The organism is Rhizobium sp. NZLR1b, from assembly GCF_019685155.1.
Classification (GTDB): Bacteria; Pseudomonadota; Alphaproteobacteria; order Rhizobiales; family Rhizobiaceae; genus Rhizobium.
Genome location: NZ_JABDWC010000027.1, coordinates 38,229 through 56,023 on the forward strand (window position 1 = coordinate 38,229; position 17,795 = coordinate 56,023).

The 17,795-nt window shown below is 56.4% G+C and carries 13 protein-coding genes and 1 pseudogene; 11 read left to right on the forward strand and 3 right to left on the reverse strand.

Going from position 1 to position 17,795, the window contains the following annotated elements; all coding sequences use genetic code 11:
* From HJB84_RS28140 to HJB84_RS28150, 3 genes are all read left to right on the forward strand, one after another.
* Positions 1–2,640: a hypothetical protein gene (locus HJB84_RS28140; protein WP_221117545.1), complete on the forward strand. Its 2,640-nt coding sequence runs from the start codon at positions 1–3 to the stop codon at positions 2,638–2,640.
* 216 nt (positions 2,641–2,856) lie between these two features.
* Positions 2,857–4,212 carry a phospholipase D family protein gene (locus HJB84_RS28145; RefSeq protein WP_183856064.1) on the forward strand — a complete coding sequence of 452 codons (1,356 nt, stop codon included), beginning with the start codon at positions 2,857–2,859 and terminating at the stop codon, positions 4,210–4,212.
* A 99-nt stretch (positions 4,213–4,311) separates the two neighbouring features.
* Positions 4,312–5,805: a hypothetical protein gene (locus tag HJB84_RS28150; protein ID WP_127431527.1), complete on the forward strand. Its 1,494-nt coding sequence runs from the start codon at positions 4,312–4,314 to the stop codon at positions 5,803–5,805.
* 193 nt (positions 5,806–5,998) lie between these two features.
* Here the strand turns inward: HJB84_RS28150 and HJB84_RS28155 are convergent, their stop codons facing one another.
* On the reverse strand, positions 5,999–6,544 hold the full coding sequence (locus tag HJB84_RS28155; RefSeq protein ID WP_168277113.1) for a hypothetical protein: 546 nt from the start codon (positions 6,542–6,544) through the stop codon (positions 5,999–6,001).
* Positions 6,545–6,676: 132 nt separating this feature from the next.
* The gene (locus HJB84_RS28160; protein ID WP_168340246.1) at positions 6,677–7,126 is read right to left on the reverse strand and encodes a hypothetical protein; all 450 of its coding nucleotides are present in this window, start codon (positions 7,124–7,126) and stop codon (positions 6,677–6,679) included.
* 270 nt (positions 7,127–7,396) lie between these two features.
* Between HJB84_RS28160 and HJB84_RS28165 the strand changes: the two genes are divergently transcribed.
* From HJB84_RS28165 to HJB84_RS28175, 3 genes are read left to right on the forward strand one after another with little or no spacing between them, the layout of a single operon-like run.
* Entirely contained in the window at positions 7,397–7,990 is a 594-nt protein-coding gene (locus HJB84_RS28165; RefSeq protein WP_183856066.1) for a DUF6088 family protein, read from the forward strand.
* Positions 7,983–8,996 carry a nucleotidyl transferase AbiEii/AbiGii toxin family protein gene (locus tag HJB84_RS28170; protein WP_221117546.1) on the forward strand — a complete coding sequence of 338 codons (1,014 nt, stop codon included), beginning with the start codon at positions 7,983–7,985 and terminating at the stop codon, positions 8,994–8,996. The genes HJB84_RS28165 and HJB84_RS28170 overlap by 8 nt, the downstream gene beginning before the upstream one ends.
* 60 nt (positions 8,997–9,056) lie before the next feature.
* Positions 9,057–11,801, forward strand: coding sequence for a UvrD-helicase domain-containing protein (locus tag HJB84_RS28175; RefSeq protein ID WP_221117547.1), 2,745 nt, complete (start codon positions 9,057–9,059; stop codon positions 11,799–11,801).
* Between the two features lie 294 nt (positions 11,802–12,095).
* Here the strand turns inward: HJB84_RS28175 and HJB84_RS28180 are convergent.
* Positions 12,096–12,421 (reverse strand): annotated as a pseudogene (locus HJB84_RS28180) (cytochrome); the annotation flags it as partial.
* A 249-nt stretch (positions 12,422–12,670) separates the two neighbouring features.
* On the opposite strand from HJB84_RS28180, the gene HJB84_RS34030 reads away from it, so the two are divergent.
* The 5 genes from HJB84_RS34030 to HJB84_RS28205 all read left to right on the forward strand — a co-directional run bounded on the left by HJB84_RS34030 (position 12,671) and on the right by HJB84_RS28205 (position 17,788).
* Complete coding sequence (locus HJB84_RS34030) at positions 12,671–12,799, forward strand: YHYH domain-containing protein (RefSeq protein ID WP_127431506.1); 129 nt, start codon at positions 12,671–12,673, stop codon at positions 12,797–12,799.
* The gene (locus HJB84_RS28190; protein ID WP_244604864.1) at positions 12,790–13,065 is read left to right on the forward strand and encodes a DUF5334 family protein; all 276 of its coding nucleotides are present in this window, start codon (positions 12,790–12,792) and stop codon (positions 13,063–13,065) included. Before HJB84_RS34030 ends, HJB84_RS28190 begins: the two co-directional genes overlap by 10 nt.
* Positions 13,066–13,529: 464 nt before the next feature.
* On the forward strand, positions 13,530–14,891 hold the full coding sequence (locus tag HJB84_RS28195; RefSeq protein WP_221117548.1) for a DUF4435 domain-containing protein: 1,362 nt from the start codon (positions 13,530–13,532) through the stop codon (positions 14,889–14,891).
* A 1,005-nt stretch (positions 14,892–15,896) separates the two neighbouring features.
* Complete coding sequence (locus tag HJB84_RS28200; protein WP_210298718.1) at positions 15,897–16,601, forward strand: hypothetical protein; 705 nt, start codon at positions 15,897–15,899, stop codon at positions 16,599–16,601.
* The gene (locus HJB84_RS28205) at positions 16,544–17,788 is read left to right on the forward strand and encodes a DNA/RNA non-specific endonuclease (protein WP_221117549.1); all 1,245 of its coding nucleotides are present in this window, start codon (positions 16,544–16,546) and stop codon (positions 17,786–17,788) included. Before HJB84_RS28200 ends, HJB84_RS28205 begins: the two co-directional genes overlap by 58 nt.
* Positions 17,789–17,795 lie beyond the last annotated feature (7 nt).

A 17,795-nucleotide genomic window follows, 5' to 3' on the forward strand; every position in this document is an offset into this window, starting at 1 on the left:
TTGAGCCTTACCGATACCGAACGTAGGATTAATCTAACAACACGAGCTTTCGCCGACGGACGACTTGAGGACACAGCGATTCTCGAGTGGGCAATCGAGCTGAAACCAGATCAGATCGCAGAACGTGAAGCGCTGCGAGATTTGGTTGAGTACCAGCCGAAGCCCGTTCGCGATCCGTACAGCTTGGCTTGGAGATGTGTCTTCGAATATTGGGAAAGGCCCGATGTCGAAACGCACCGGGAAAAGTACGAGATCCGTAGGCAGCTAAAGGGTGGTGGTAGCCCGCGAGAGACGATCCGTCTGATTGTGGATGCGGTTCGGCCGTGGCTCCAGATCGATACGTCCAAGCGATTAAGGGCCCTTTCCGGAGAGGCGCAGCCCGCCAGACCGCGGCATCTCAAGCATCTCATCTATGCGTCCATATCCAGTGGCAGCCGGTTGATGCCGGCCGACATCGGGCTTCAGGCGAATGAAGATCGCAACTTCCTTTTCGAATTGGCGACGGCCTTGAACGCAGCGCTGCTCGCAGGACTAAATCTCGGGCATATGATTGGTTCAATTTCCAAGGATATGGACGTCACAAACTGGCAGATTCACCGAGCCTATTTCGTACCTCCGGAGCAATATCCGGATGGTGGCGGTGAGCCGGATCGTCATAGTGAAGGGTTCGCACCATCGACCAAGCTGATGTTTGCGGTGATGGAGCGTCTCAGCAGCCTCGACCTTCAGGCCGCCCGTAGGGTTATCGACAATTGGGACCGGGAAGGTTGGACGCTTTATCGGCGGCTTTGGGCCGCAGCGGCCCGGAACCCGGCGCTTGTTGACAGTGATGAGGTCGCAGCTTTCCTCATAGAGCTTTCCGACCGAGAATTCTGGTGGGCGAGCGCATATCCAGAATTCGCTGAGTTGCGCGCGCTTCGATGGGCAACACTTTCTACCGACAACCAAAATCGCATCGAGCAGCGAATACTGAGAGGGGAGCCCGCGAAGCTTATTCCCAGCAGGATCGAGAAATCGGACAGGGCAGGTTACAGGGACCACCACGTGTTCGTGGAGCTTCGACGAATCCAAGCTGCGGGCGGCAACCTTACGGATAAAGGTCAGGAATGGCTCGACGACTTCGCAACCCGGTCGGGAGACCTGCCAGCCATTGAACTGACACACGGTTTCAATCAGGGTGTCCGCCTGATCCATCGCGTAAGGACTGTCGAGAACACCTTCGACGCGATCCCGACAACCAAACTCCTGGACGAGCTGGCGAAATCGCTCGCAGATACGGGCTGGGACGACAAAAGTCAGAACGCTTCGGAATTTATTGCAGAAAACGCATCTGTGGTGCTCGGTCTTCTGACGAAGGCTGAGGGTGCTGTCGCTGCCAAGGTGTGGCAAGCACTTGGATACGCTTACCGGCCCGCGAACCTTAACGCCACGCCTGACACGGCTTCGCAAGAAGACAAGGATAAGATCCTGATCGCGCTGTCCATATGTGTTTCAATTGTCGACGAACGTGCGACTGTTTTGTTTAAGGCCATTGACGGCCTCGCGTCGTTCATGACGAGTTGGGATCGATTGCTCACGAGCCGCGAGGAATTCCAAAATGCCTGGCTTCGGTTGTGGCCCTTCGCTGTCGAGAAAACGAATTCGAGCAAAGCGGATCGCTCCGGTTATAGTCAGGAGGCTTTCAACTCCCCCGCCGGCCAGCTCGCCTTGGCCTTCGTCGAAACCTGCCCGACAGTAAAGAAGGGCGATAATCCACTGTCTCAGGGCCGTTGGCCACAAATGCTCCAAGCAATAAGTGAGACAATCGGGATAGCGCGCCTTCACGCGCAGTTTGTTCTCGTCAGGGAACTGGCTTACTTCATCGCTGCTGCAGAACAGTGGTCGAGAGATTTCCTTCTCCAGCCGCTTATCAACGCACTTGAAAGCCAGGAAACCACCGTCTTGTGGGAAGCGTTTTCGATGGCGCACCTCCCTCAAAAGGAGGTCGTGGCAGAACTCGCCCCGTCGTTGGTGGCAGCAGCTCTATCCGACCGCTTGTCGAGCGAGGTTCGAGGGGATCTGTCGGAACGCGTCGTCTGGTCGGCGCTGACGGATCGTGTTCAGAACGCAGAACCCGCCGTGTCCCTCGATCTGATCCAACAGATGTTGAGGCTGGGGACAGATGAAGTCCGCACGGAGGCGGTGCGTGCCTTTTCGCAGTATCTTGCACCGGACGATGATTTGACGGAGGAGGAACGTTTCGAGATCGTCAACTCCGTCTTCTCGGACGTGTGGCCGAAGGAACTTACTCTTAGCTCAAAGGCCGTTTCCGAGAGGCTTGCTCGACTACCGGCTGAGGCTGCATCCTGTTATGTCGAAGCAACCGAAATGGTTCTCCCATATCTTACGCCCTTCGACTGCTGGTCGCTTTATGATTTCGGAGTGATCGACCTGGATGAAGATCGAGGTGATTTCAATATTATCAACGATCCTAAAAAAGCGGCGGCCCTTTTGTCGATCATGGATCGGTCGGTTGCGGGGGATGACGGAGCGATCGTTCCAAGTGGCCTCGATAAAGCTCTTTTCCACATTAAGAAGGTCGCACCAAAGCTCGAGAAGGATCCTCGATATCAGCGTCTTCTTACGCTCGGCAGGCGCTGAAAAAACCTCGCGCTCCGTAGCCAAGAGAGCGGGTTTGGACGGCTGCTTGGAGATCGCCAGATCAGGGTAGGGTATTTCTGCATCACGTCTGCGCCCGGCTCCCGTGATTTGATGCGAGGGCACCGTCGCAGCCTTCCGCTGTCGGAGGAGAAGAACCAGACTTTGACGCAACAACCTCAAAGAGTATAGATCAGTCGAAGAAAAAGGGGGCGCCGCTTGGAATTGCTTTTGAACGGGATCAACGGCAACTATCTCCGAAACATTCTGTTGAATGCTGTCGAAGACACTGATCGGGTTGATGCTGCGGTCGCTTACGCCACGGAAAACGATCTTCTTTTTGATTGGTGTTGGGAAAACAAACTACCGCTGCGTTTCTGGGGACGTTTTGATGAACAGGTGCCGGTGAGTATCCTCATTCTCGAACGTTTCCTTTCCCGAAGGTCGGGGCGCTATACGTGCAAGCTCGTGCGCCAATTCCATCCGAAGGTAATCTGGTGGCGCGGCTTCGGCGCATACATCGGCTCTGCAAACCTTACCCAAAGCGCGTGGTGGAATAACGTCGAGGCCGGTGTTTTCCTCACCGAGGACGAGCTGGTGGCTAGCGGTCACGATCTTCAGCTGGAGCAATTCTTTGCTGAGATTGAGACCCATGCTGCCCCGTTGACTCAGGAGCTGTTCGATCTTATCTCGGCCAGGAACAAGGAACTGACAAGGCGCAAAATTGCTCAAAAGGCTGCGGATGAAGCGTTCACCGCAACCACCCTCGTTCCGCATTTCCGCGGGCTGGCACGTTCAAGCGCGAAGTCAGCGGGTGAGCAGCGCAAGCAAGCGTTTCTGAATGAGTGGAACCGCACTCTTCAAATTATTCGAGACATCTCCGTCAAGATTTCAGTTGACGGAAACAGGCCGTCTTGGGTGAGCTCCACCGCGCCGTTGGGTGCCCATGCCGACCAGTTCCTCCATGCTCACTACTACCAGCATACATTCGACGGCAGGAGAGCAGACTTCGAGACGCATTTTGGCAGAAACAGATTGGATCCAGATACCGCCGTTGAGACTGCAATTCGATGGTGGCAGAAGCGGCCGGACAGTTCAGACGAGAACCGGATGCTCAATAAGACTGCCCCCGCCTTGCAGCGGGCGTTTGCGGAAGACCGTCTAAAACGCCTTACGGAAAATGAATTCATTCAGGTGCTCGGCAAAATCCACGCAACGCGGGAGTTTGCCCGACGTGCGCCCAATCGACTTATCGGGCTAAAGGGCGACCGGCCATACGACATATCCGAGAAAGTTGATGCCCTGGCGAGACATATCTACCGGGCGCCAAACCGCGGTGGGGTATCCGCATTGGAGACTCTATCCTACATTCTCTATGATGGTCGAATTGAAGACGTCCCTGTTCGCCTTTGGAACGCGATTGTCGATCCCAAGCGGAAAATCGAACTGATCGGCGTGAGCGCTCTGGGGGAGATTGTAGGGTGGGCATTGCCGGACAGATATCCGCCGCGCAATGGGCGGACCAGCAAAGCCCTTCGATCGCTTGGGTATGACGTAACGGTTCATGTCGGCTAGAATCACCATTATATCATTATGTATCAATGTCTTAAGTCCATAAACTAGATTATGCGACGACCGTCGTCTACGACATTCCTGGGGGGAAATTTGGCATCCGTGAAGTCTCTATCGCAGGCTGAAGTCAGTGTCATAAAGGGTATGCTGAACCTCAGCCCCCGGCCAACTGATCAGAAAATCCTGGCCTATTTCACCCATCCGGATCGAGACCTCAATCACCGCCTAATCGGGCAGATTCGCAAAGGCCATTGGTTTAGCGCGATCAGACCCGCATCTGAGACAGCGGTGCACGCCTTTATGCTCGCGTGCCAATTTGGCGTTTATCCTGACGCAACACTGTTCGAGCCGCCTGCTGGTGGTCCCTCTCTTGGAGGGCATGGCCCACGATATCTCTTGCTCGATTGGTGGCCCGTAGGCCAGGGCCTTTTCTCCTCAGGTGCAATTTTGGCGGACAACGGCCCCCGCTTCAATTGGGTCTATGACTGCGGAACGACATCAAAGGACAGCCTCTTGGCGGATGCCATTGCGTCCTGCAATTTCAGGCGTTCTGCACTGGGTTTCAACCGGCTCGATCTGGCCGTCCTCTCCCATTTCGACCGCGATCATATCAGCGGCTTTTCGCGCCTCGTGCAGACATCTCGAATTCGGATGATCTTGCTCCCCTATCTCACGCCGCTCCAGCGCCTTGTCTTGGCGCTTCAGCAAGGCGTATCAGCCGACGACGCCGAGTTTGGCTTCTACATTGACCCGGTTGGCTATCTCAGAGCCTTGGACGGTGGCGATATAGGCGAAATCGTGTTTGTACTGGCCTCCGGACCGGATGACGAACTGCCACCTCCGCCTATCGAACCGGGTCCAGATCTTGAGGGACCGGAAGAGCCCCCTATCAAGTTCCCCGAGGACACGCCACCGGAAGGGTCACAGGATGAGCTATTCTGCGCGCAAGACAATGCGAATGTGCGCTATCTGAAGCGAGGCGGAACGATATCAGTACCGTTCGATTGGGAGTTTCTTCCCTATAACGACCCGTCAATGCTGCCAAAAGCCACGAAAAGGTTCCAGTTAGCAGCGTCGAAGTTGGTACAAGATATCCTGACCGTACCGACGACACGCAGCGCCACGCTCGACAAGCTAAAGAAGCTTTACGATGCCCACTTTGGGAAATCATCAAAGAACCGGAATATTATCTCGCTTTTCCTTTATTCCGGCCCCGTCAATCAATCTGCGGTCCTGCTTTGGCACTCCTCCAATCGTCCGCTCGGCTCCCTCGCCGGAAGCACGCGCTTCTCGCAGATGTATACGGGCGACGGAACCCTCGGCGCAGGGAAACAATTCGCCGATTTTGAGAAGCATTATCGACCCGGAAGCCGACTTGCACGTGCTGGCATCCTCCAGGTCATGCATCACGGGGCCGAGGGTAACTGGCACTCAGGTTTGGGATCGCTTCTAAAACCGGAAGCGAGCATTTTCTCATCTGACCCAGACCACAAAGGCTACGCGCATCCGCACGCAGCTGTCCTCCGTGACTTCTGGTCCTTTCATCCGGTGCAGGTCGACGGATCTCAAGGATTGCATTTATTGGGTGCGTTTTAAGACTATGGCCAAAACTCAGTCGCCTGAAGCTATCCTGGAAGCGGTGTGCGCAACACGAACAATTCCCTCGTCCTGACTAGCCACTCTCAGACTACCCGCTCGCTTCACAACAACGTGCTGCTTTCCTCCTCCGCGAGGACTTCTTTCTGACCCAAAGTTCGGCGGTTCGTCCCATCGGGTCATCGACGCCTCATTACTCCTTTTTGCCGTCCGTAGATGGTTCAGGACGGACAAGGTCGTTGACCCACTCGCCAATCAAGACCTTCGATTCCAGAAACATTGCGCTGAATAGGAAAAGGGATGAAAACGGAATTCCTTCGATGCGGAGAAGATGCGTTCGAAAGGTAGCGTCATGAACGCGGCCATTCTGGAGGCTGCCGTCAAACCTCTTTTTCCGGTCCTCGTCCTCATAAACATTAATGGCTAAATCCAGATGCTGCATCTTCACTTCGCCAAGGGGCGTAAACGCTGGATCACGAGTATCGAGATGAATACAGCGTCCGATCATAAGACCGCTTGAATCATCGGGGCGTGGCAACTCTTCGATCATCATAGTGAGGTAGTTCTCCTCCCGTCGCTCGACACACACCTCGAGACGACGCACCATTTTAACGTCATAATCCCAATATTCTGCCTGTCCGTCGGAAATTGGCCTATTAAGCAATTGATACGATCCGAAGTCCTTCATCCCTTTGCGGAGGCCGAAGTTGCTCAGCCAGCTCGGGCTCGCTGGAACCATCGCCGATTCCCAAAGCCTTTGCAGCGGCTGTTCCGCCGTGTAGCAATCTGCATCCAATCGAATGAAAGTGGGCGCACTCGGCCATTCCTCCCGAGCCCAGTTCACTATTTCAGGAGAGAGATAGGGGCAGAGTTACGTGTAACCGTTGCCGGCGCGATAGACTTCACTGCCATCGATGGACGTCGTGGCCAAGACGTCGATCAGTTCCTGATCCGGCCTGCCGTTCACCCGCTTTCGAATTTCGTCGAACATGTGGGGAGCATGTTTGAATAGTCGCTGGCTTTTGGCGTACGGCTCGCAAAGGGATCGAACCTCAATCCTTTTCCACTCACGCTGCGCCTCAAAGGTAAGCGCAAATGCGGCGAGGCGCTCGCGACGAGTCCAACCGGCGAAAAAGCCGATGGGTAGATATCCACTGAGCCAGTTTTCGTCCTCCGAAGTTAACATGCTCTCGCGAAAGGAAAGGAGTGTAACCAGCAGTTGCTGATCGCGCTGCTCCACCAGTTCCTGAATGGCTAGACCGACACTTTTGGCGTGATGCACTAGTTTGGCCAGTTTCTCGAAGTATCCGTCAATATTCATGCTGGGCCACCGAAATTTATATCTCAAATGTCTGTACGCGCTGGATTGTTAGAGCGACACTGTATCGCGATCAACCCAGGAGTATTACTCTGTAAGACAAGCCCACCGCCGCGCAGGGGCCTATCGATGTCGGCCGACCAAAGGAAAGACCACGGCCTTGCGCTTGCCGATCCTTCGAGGTGAGCAATTAGACCTTCGTTGAAGAAAGGCACGGGCCACCACATTGCAAACTGTCAGAAAGCTGCATATATTTCTGACAGGAGAAATAATATGCAACGACTGACAAGTCAGATCATGGCCTATGCCGAACAGCTGCCCGAGGGAACAGCGCTGTCCGCAAAGGCCCTCCTGCATTTGGGAAACCGTGCCGCGGTAGACCAGGCACTGTCGCGCCTATATGAACGCGGCGAGCTCGTCCGGGCCGGTCGTGGGATCTATCTCAAGGCGATCAAGAGCCGTTTCGGGAGCCGACCGCCGACGGTCGAGCAAGCCGTCGAAGCCGTTGCACACCAGCGTGGCGAGGTCATCGTTTCGAATGGCGCTGCGGCTGCAAACTCACTCGGGCTTTCTAGTCAGGTGCCGATCCGGTCCATATACTTCACATCCGGTCGCAGCCGAACCATGACTGTCGGCAGCCAGACGGTCGAGTTGAAGCACGTGCCACGTTGGCAGCTTGCCTTGGCGAACAAGCCTGCCGGCCTGGCTGTCCGCGCGCTGGCCTGGCTCGGTCCGGAAAAGGCCGACGAGGCTCTTCCGAGCATCAAGCGGAAGCTCTCCGCAGAGGCGTTCGGCGAACTCGTTGCCGCCGCCCCTCAGTTTCCCACCTGGCTTGCCCGCAGTGTAGGAAAGGCCGCTCATGGCTGAACAGTTTTTACGACTGTCCCGAGAAGATCGACGCGAAGTCCTTGCGATCGCAGCGGAGAAAGCCAGGCGGCCTATCCACCTCCTGGAAAAGGACGCGTGGGTCGTGTGGGCACTGCAGACCCTTTACGGAACGGCGCTTGGCGACCACCTTGTCTTCAAGGGCGGCACGTCCCTCTCGAAAGCCTACAACGCCATCCGTAGGTTTTCGGAAGATGTCGACCTGACCTACGATATCCGCGAACTCCCTCATGATCTCGTCGGCGAGAACGAGCAGGCGTTGCCGGAAACCAGAAGCGAGGAAAAGCGCTGGTCGAGCGAAGTCCGCAAGCGTTTGCCGACCTGGGTATCGGAGACCGTGAGCCCGCTCATTGTCGATGCGATCGACGCCCAGTCGCTTCCAGCCACCGTCCGTGTCGACGGCGACAAGCTCTTCATCGACTACGAAGCAGTTGCTGGAGGATCCGGCTATGTCGCGCCGAGCGTCATCTTGGAGCTCGGGGCTCGGTCGACCGGAGAACCGGCAAGCGTTCGTGACATTTCATGCGACGCTGCTGGCCTTGTCGATGGTATCCAGTTTCCCACCGCAAGGCCGCGGGTCATGCATGCCGAACGCACGTTCTGGGAAAAGGCGACGGCAATCCACGTTTTCTGTCTGCAGGAACGGCTCCGCGGAGAGCGATTTTCACGACACTGGCACGATATCGTTCGTCTCGACGAAATAGGCATCGCCGACAGCGCAATCGCTGATCGCGAGCTGGCCAAGTCGGTGGCGCAGCACAAATCGATGTTCTTCGCTGAGAAGGCGGCTGACAAAACGCCGATCGACTACGAAGCAGCAGTGGGCGCTGGGCTTCAGCTGACGCCCTCCGGCGCAGGGAGGGCAGAACTCGAACAGGACTACGCCCGAATGCTGGATGACGGCCTCCTTCTCGATCAGGCCGAGACCTTCGACGAACTCCTCGCTCGATGCGCAAAAATCCAAGACAAGGCCAATGCCAGCGGCTGAGAAAAGCGCCCATGATCGCGGGAACCCAACTGAAATGACAATTCGCGCGATGGCCGACCCGTGATTTTCAACCGCTACACCACCTATCGGCCCGGCCTTTTCGCCCGTCTGTTTCCCTCCGGCAGATGGAAGCTCCGGCTACCGACGGCGACCTCGGCTTCCGTCGAACTCCACACCGGAACGCGGGCCGAACTGCTATGCCTGGACATTACCGCCATCGGTATCAAAAAGGCGCTGCTTTGGCACACGGTCGAAATCCGCACATGCAGTCATGTCGAAACTCTGTCGTGCCTCGGCGAGGACGCCGCTACTCGGCTCGCGACGGACCTTCACAGGTTCATCAATCGCTACCTGCTCGAACTGATCCGGTCGGATCAAGAGGTTTTGAAAGAGGTCGATGCGAAACTCGAGCCATTGATCGAGGGGAAGCGGCAATACCTCGCACAGGCAGATCTGGCGCAAGCCATCGCGAGTGTTTCTGGCCCGGCCGCCGCAGCACTCTCCCATCCCTTGTTCGACGCCGACGGCTTAACCGCGGCCATGGAAGCCGATCTTCCACGGTCCCTGTTTTTCCTGACCGACCCCGACCGGCGCCATCAGTACAATAATGAATTTGTTGCGACCGAGCTCACCAGATACGCCCCCTTCTTTGACGATCTCGATGGCCGATCATTGTCCGACCAACAGAGGGAGTCCTGTATTCGCCTTGAGGACAGCAATCTCCTCATCGCGTCCGCAGGGTCAGGCAAGTCGGCGACGATGGTCGGCAAGGTCGCTTATGTGCTGGACAAGGGACTGTATCAACCGGAGGAAATCCTTGTCCTCGCCTACAATCGGGCCGCAGCTGAAGAGCTGAGGGAACGAATTGCGCAGCAGCTTGGCGTCCAGCCAGCGGATCTGCAGTGCAAGGTCACGACGTTCCACGCTCTCGGTCGGGGTATCATCGAACTGGTGGAGGCCAGGCCACCGCAATTGGCGAATTGGGTGGACCACCCTACTGGCGAAGCACGGGTCATCGCAAAGATCATCGAAGACTTGATGCAATCGGACGCGGGCTTTGCCAAGGTCTGGATTGACCTTCTCGTGCTATATCCGCAAGCCGATATTCCAGCGTCCGTTTTTGACAGCGATGCGGACTACAACCGCTACATCTCGGCGCGCCGGCGTGGTGGCGACGCGTCTATCGGCGCATTTGGCGGGATCTATGTCAGATCTTTGCAAGAGCAGACGATAGCGAACTGGCTGTGGCTCAACACGGTCGAGTTCCAATACGAGCGCCAAATCGACACGGAAGACGAAGACGGGACGATCAGATATGTGCATCCCGACTTCTATTATCCGGCAAGCAACACCATCCATGAACATCTTGCCATCGATAGCGCCGGATCCTCGCCATTTGCCAACTATGTGGAACATGCCGATAGCAAGCTGGCGGCCTACAACCGCGCAGAGCTTGACGTTTTCACGACGAAATCGGCCCAGGCAAACGACGGAACGCTTCTTCTTCAACTCGAGGCCGAGCTTGCAAAACGAGAAATTCAGTTCCATCAACGCAGCCTTGAGGAAATCCTGAAGGCGGTCGAACCGGTCGTTATCAAACACTTCCAGAAGCTGATCGCCATCTGCATCAAGCATATCCGTGCTGGCGATCTGACATTGGAAATGCTCTTGGTGCGCGCAAATTCCCTTCACGACAAGAAGCGTGCCAAGGCGTTCGCGCAGGCAATCTGGAAGATTACCGAGGCCTACTCGAAAAAACTAATTGATGACAAACGCATCGACTTTGATGCCATGATCGCCAACGCGACCCGTTTGGTGGAAGAGGCCCGGTATAAGAGCCCCTACTCCCTCATCCTCGTCGACGAATTCCAAGATATCTCAGATTCCCGCGCCAATCTGATTAAAGCACTGAAGCACCAGAAGCCATTCTCGAAGATCTTTGCGGTCGGAGACGACTGGCAATCGATTTATCGCTTTGCCGGCTCTGATATCAGCATATTCACGCAATTCGAGGAAAATTTCGGCGCAAGCTGGCAAGGCAGGCTCGAGACGACCTACCGATGCAATCAGGTGATCGCCGATGCTGCCGCAAACTTCATACAGCGAAACCCCGCTCAGCTGAGAAAGGCAGTTCGCTCGGCCAGACCGGCGATTGCGCGATCCATCAGAGCAATTCCGATAACGGGCGAGCAAGGCAAGCCCGACTTCGGTAAGGCCAGCCTGCGGCTCCTGGACCGGCTTGACCGGTTTCTCGGCGGGATCGCAAGCCAATGGCGCACGAGCAGCGCTGCCCGGCTGAAGGTCATGGTGCTTTGGCGGTATAACCTGCTTGATCCGTTTGCCGGCGGGCTCCCCCGGTTTGAAAACATCGAGGTATCGGGTTTGTCATTTCATCGCGCGAAGGGGCTGGAGGCGGATTACACAATCCTGCTAGATGTCAGCGAGGGTGAATATGGTGTTCCCAGCCGAATTGAAGATGACGAGCTTCTAAACCTCGTCATGCCGCAGCCAGAGACCTTCGAATACGCTGAGGAACGGCGTTTGTTTTACGTCGCGCTAACGCGGGCAAGCCGAGGTGTCTTCCTGCTGATGAACGATCGGCAGCCATCACGTTACATTCACGAGTTGGCAAACATCGCCGGTGGCAACTTCCGACTGGAGACAATTGACGGCGAGGCGCTGCCTCAATGTCCAACATGCCATGTCGGGCATGTCATCGAAAGAAAGAGCAAGACCGGAGACCGCTTTATGGGGTGCACGCAGTACCCAGATTGCAGTTACACAGCGCAACTTGGTGTGCGCTGAAGAACATCCGATCATCGTGGACAACCAAAAATGCTAGAACCGGCTCAAGAACTCCCACGGGTACCCTTGGAAACCGTGGACCCGATAGCGCGTAAGTGAATAGTCGTTGCGATTACGATGTCCCCGGGTAACGAGCGTTCGCCGTTTCGTCGCGGCGGTCGGCTGGGACTGGGATGACGGTCGAACGGAGTCGTTCCGGGCTCCGATGACCTCATAGTTGACTAATTGTCCAGTGCGCGCCAGGCGGGCCGGCAAATTGCGGAAAAGATCACGGATCCCGGTGGTGTCCGCGCATCACCAGAGCACCGGGAACTCCTCGAACCCGCCATTGATGATCTCCTTGCGCAACTTGAGTTCTTCCAGCGCCACGACCAGGCGCAGCGTGGGGAACCGCTGAAGATCGTACCGAACACCACCTTGACGGCGCGTCCGATGTGGAATTTCCGGGTCGTCGAAATGGCTTCGATCGAACAACTTCGCCGGTAGCCGATCAGCACCTTGCTCTCCGCGGGAATATGCACGCCCGCGATGGTCGCGGCCGCCCCTTGGATAGCGCACGATGCCATCCCAGCCCGCGCCCCGGCCAACGCCTTGTCCACCAGGGATGGATCGCCGACCAGGGTTCGGCTTAAGAGAGCGCGCGTATTCGTCCGGTCATCGCAGGCGCTCGGGCTGTTTCAGGTTCCGCAACCAGCAATCGGTTAATGATACTGGTGGATATACAACTAAAAGTGCAGAAAAGGTCCGACCCTACTCTCGACTAAGAGACGCATCAGCGGTTAAACATCCATCGGGTGGAAGCAAATTTCGCACGGCAACGCCGCTTTACTTCAGCGGAGTGAACACCTGTTGCCGTTCAGGGGGGTCTTATGAAATTAATCTATTCGCTCTTTCTTGCCTTTACGCTATCAGCAAGTTCGGCTACCGCACACGGCGGCGGAACTGACGGGAACGGGTGCCATACCAATCACAAGACCGGGGGCTACCATTGCCATTGAGAACTCTTGCACTGATTGGAATGTTTTTCGCCTCGAGCAATATTTGCCTTGGCTGGGATGGCGTCGATAACGAAACGGGGGCCTCAGTCGAGATCGGTAAAGGTAATCTTGTTAGATCCGGCCAGACTATTGAGATCTACGACCACGGGTCCGGTGAATACCGCGACGTTGACGTCCAAAGCATTCAACGTTCCGGTGGATCCGTTGAAGTGGAAGTCTACGACAGTGAGAGCGGCGAATATCGCACTCTCGAGATGGATGATTGAAGCCATGAGCAGGCGTCATGGTGGCGCCTGCTTCATATTGTTGCACAGCGTTGAATCAAGTTTTCAAAGGCGCGGTCAGAAATTGACGATCGGCTCCCAACCCCGGTGCAAAAATCGCGGAGATAGTTGCGCTACGTAGCTCCTGCACGCTTGCTTGCGGGGTATGGGTTGCTTGTCACACCGAAAACCAGAGTAATCCATGTCTATTGGTATCCCTCACGCCGACTGGTGAATGCAGCATCGAGCCTGCTCCTGGAAGGCCTATCATCCTCCTCGGACCTAACGGTACTGGAAAGAGTCGCCTTGGCATCCACATCGATAATCTTGAGGAGACAGGAGCCTCTTATCGTATCGGGGCACAACGCTCACTTGAGCTCCCGGATGAAGTTTTTTCGGAAAGGTACGAACGAGCCATCGGCTTGCTTCGCCGTGACAGCCGGCGCGTCCAGGCCTCGCCGGGATCAATGGAGCATAATTACGATGAAGTACTTGTCGCCCTCTTTGCCGAACGCCTCCGGGCATTGGAACTTGCGCACGAAAAATCGAAGGGGCGGAAAAATTCCATTCGACCGGTTACCGTGATCGACAGACTTCAAGAGCTTTGGCATGAGTTGATCCCCAGCCAAAGCCTTCTGTTTTCGGAAGCCACCGTCCGGGCGGTCAGGCTCGATGGCGATGGCGAGTCATACGAAGCGTCCGCGATGAGCGATGGAGAGAGGCTTGTTCTCTATATTCTCGGTCAGGTCCTACTGATCGAGACCGATAGCCTTCTGATTGTTGACGAACCCGAACTGCACATGAACCGCTCGCTGCTTGTGCGGTTATGGGACCTTGTCGAGCGCGCCCGACCGGACTGCTCTTTTCTCTATGTGACACATGACATCGATTTCGCGGCGTCCCGTCGCAGCGCTCAACTATATGCCGTTCTAAACTATGTGCCGGCGACCTATAAGGAGGTGCTTGTTCGCACACGAACTCGGCTTGAGGAGGACACGCCGGCAATGTGGACGATCGAGCCCTTGCCCTCGGCGACTGAGCTCCCGCGCGATCTTCTTGTGCGGATGGTCGGAAGCCGCAAACCAATCCTGTTTGTTGAAGGGAAACAAGGCGGCCTGGACGAGACGATCTATAGGGCGATCTATGGCAATTTCACCGTCATCCCGTCCGGATCTTGCGGCCAGGTGATCCAGTTTGTCCGCAGCTTCCGCAAGCAGGAGGAGTTGCATTGGCTGCATTGTGCCGGTTTGGTGGATCGCGACAATCGCCATCCAGCGGCGGACGGTGCTCTTGAGGAGGGGATTTTTACACTTCCCGTTCACGAGGTCGAAAACTTGCTTCTCGCGCCCGAAGTTTTCTTTGCGTTGGCCGAGGAACTCAAGCTCGACAAACGTGAGGCGACGCGCCGCTTTGACACGCTGACGAGTGACGTCTTTGAAGCGGCAGGACGCGACGCGGACCGCGTTAGCCTGAGACACACCAGCAATGTTATCTGGCAATCCGGTAAATCAGTCGGCGCGAAAGCCAAGAACATCAATGAGTTGTCGCGCATTTACGCTGAGCTTACGGCTAAAACCGACCCCTCCTCGATCTATTCTGATTTTCACTCAAAATATCAGGGCGTCTTGGCGGCGCGGGACTTCGAGCAACTTCTCCTTCTATACGACAACAAGAACAAGCTTTTGGACATGCTCGGGAAAGCATTGGACCTGCAAGGCAGAAGCGCGCTCGAAAATCTCGTGTCTCGGCTTCTTGTATCGCCAACCGCGAGCCCACTGACTGGCGCTCTCGTGCAACGACTTCCGGTAATTGATACTGGTACGTACTGACACGCAGGCAACTTCCGTGAACCCCTCGTACGCGGCTCCTGCTTGCTTCAGAAGCTCGGGGGCCATGACATCTCCATGCTACCCTCGACCTCCGATCGATCTTCGCCTCCGCCCATGCTAACGCCGAAACGCGCAAGAGGTGCGGCAGCGTCGCCGATCGGTTGGTTGCAAAAGCCCTATCCGGTTGACGCTTTGATCGATCTGGCCGGGTGGCATCTGGCTTCATCGTCGTCATCGGACGACCTCCAAAAGGAACGGAAGTTAGCGCGCTCCTATGGGATCCGAACTTTGAAGCCGAAGGGGATTTCGAACGACGAGTTCGACGCCGACCACGTTCTGATCGCTTCCCTTACTTGGTGGCTTCCTGTCGGACGATCGGCGTGCGCAACGCTTCTGGGCAGATCTGCAGAATCTTGTCGATCCAGATGAGGACGTGCTTCTGAATGCGCTCGGCACTTATGACGCTGGCCGCGGTGCCGAGTGATCAGGCTTTTCAGCCCTTGATGATGCCAACGTCGGTTGCGGCCTTGACTTTCGGTTGCATTCTGGGGAATGCTCGCTCAGAGCTTTTGCAAGAAAAAAGTACGCTAAAATGGCTGGAGCGGCAGGGTAGACTTGGTCGTTCGGCAACGATCTGCGGTCGGGCTACCGCGATTTATAGATAGCCGTCAGATTATACGCCTTCAAGCAGTCTTACCTATGTCTTGTCCGGAGGGGTCATGGCAATTCGGGTTCTGCCTTCACAGATCATCGCGATGCTTGCGCCGCGGCGCCATCGCTTGCGCAACTTCTTGTGGCACGCAGTCCGCGGCGCCTGGAACAATCCACAGCTCACCTGCCCCGCCATGGCAACCGGCAGGACGATACGGATCTTCGCGATATGGAGGCGATCATACAAAAGCTCGGCTCCTACCGGGTCATTCGCAATTCCTACGACCTTCTACGCGACCCGGATTGATGCCGCAGCGCGAATACATCTGCAACCAACACTTTGGGAGGCAAGTCATGGCAAAGGTTACTCGTGGAAGCCGGCAATCAACGGGGGGGATTTCCGAAGAGGCGTTACGCAGACACATCCGCGCCAAAGGCGCTGACTATCTGCAGGATCCCAACGTCACATCGGTAGGGATCGGCCTGAAGAATGGGGACGGCCCGATCTGCATTCAATTCACGGTCGGCACCAAGGGAGATTCTGCGATTGAATCACTCGGCAGCCGCCGCATTCCTGAGGCAATCGAGGTCGAAGGGCAGATGGTCCCGACGGATGTCTTGCAGCGCGCCTTCCGTCCGTCGTTCGAAATTGTCGCAGAGGAACAAATTGATCTGCGCCGCCAGAGGCTCGATCCGATCCGGCCAGGTGTCAGCATCGCGCATACCGCTGAAACTGCTGGGACGCTTGGCTTGATCGTTTTCGATCGCGCGACCGGAGCGCCCTGCGTGCTGTCCAATTGGCATGTTCTCAACGGCAACGTCGGAAAGATCGGAGACAGATCGTTCAGCCCGGGCCCTACGATGACAACAATATCACGCTCAACGTCGCGGGAACCCTGCTCCGCAGCCATTTGGGCGCGGCCGGCGATTGCGCGCTATCAAAAGTTCAGCAACGCGGGTATGACCGCTCGGTTTTCGAACTCAATGTGGTGCCGGCTCGAATGGCGCGCGTCGCACTCGGCGACAAGGTGGTCAAATCCGGGCGGACGACCGCAGTAACCAGAGGCGTCGTGCGTCGCGTCGACGTCATGGCCAAGATCAACTACGGCATCCCCGCGGGCGAACAGGCGATCGGCTGCTTTGAAATCGGTCCCGATCCTCAGGACGTTCCCGCAGACGGCGAGATCAGCAAGGGCGGCGATTCCGGATCGGCGTGGCTCATCTTCGACAAAGGCAAGGCCACCGACATTTTTGCCGGCCTCCATTTTGCTGGGGAGACCAATGGCACGAGCGACGAGCACGCGCTCGCCTGCTACCCAGCCTCCATCCAGAAGAAACTCGATTTCGTCCTGGAGCCACTGACCACGGCGCCCACCGCAGTCCAGATCCAGAGTATCGTGGCTCGACGAGGCTACGATGCGGGTTTTCTTGGAGCAGCCGTCCCGGAGCCAGGCCTGTCTGCCGCGCAGAAGCGTGACGCTGTCAATTTCGGACGAGGCCAAACGATACCCTACACGCATTTTTCGGTCTGCCTGAGCGCAAAGCGCCGGATGGCGCGCTATGTCGCCTGGAACATAGATGGCTCGAGGATGGTGGCACTGCCACGCCGCGGCTTTTCGATCGATCCGAGGATCGATGCCAAATACCAATTCGGAGATGCGCTTTATCTCGAGAACCGCGTCGACCGTGGACATATTGCGCGCCGCGCCGACGTCTGCTGGGGACCCGTTGCGGAAGCGGAACAGGCCAATCGGGATTCGTACTATTTCACCAATATTGCGCCGCAGCACGAGCGTTTCAACCAGTCATCCAGAAAGGGGCTGTGGGGTGAGCTCGAGAATCTCGTTTTTGACCAGGCCGACCTCAAGGACCTCAAGCTCTCGGTCGTTGGTGGGCCGGTATTCGGAACGGAAGATATTGAGTACAGGGATGCCCTCATTCCTCGATCATTTTGGAAAATGATCGCCTATCTCGGCAAGGATGATCGGTTGCGATGTGCAGCTTTCATCCTGTCTCAGGAAAAGCTGCTCAACGATCTTGAGAGCCTCGATCTCGATCCCTTCCGTATCTATCAGGTGTCGCTTGCCGAGCTTGCCCGGAAAACCGATCTCAATTTCGATCTGCTTTCGGATGCCGACATCATTAGTCGTCCCGAGCTAGTTACCCGACCGGTCGGCCCTGAATCCCTGGTCGACACCACCAAGGCTGTGACAGAGATCCGTTCCGAGCGCGACATACGCCTCTGATCTGGTG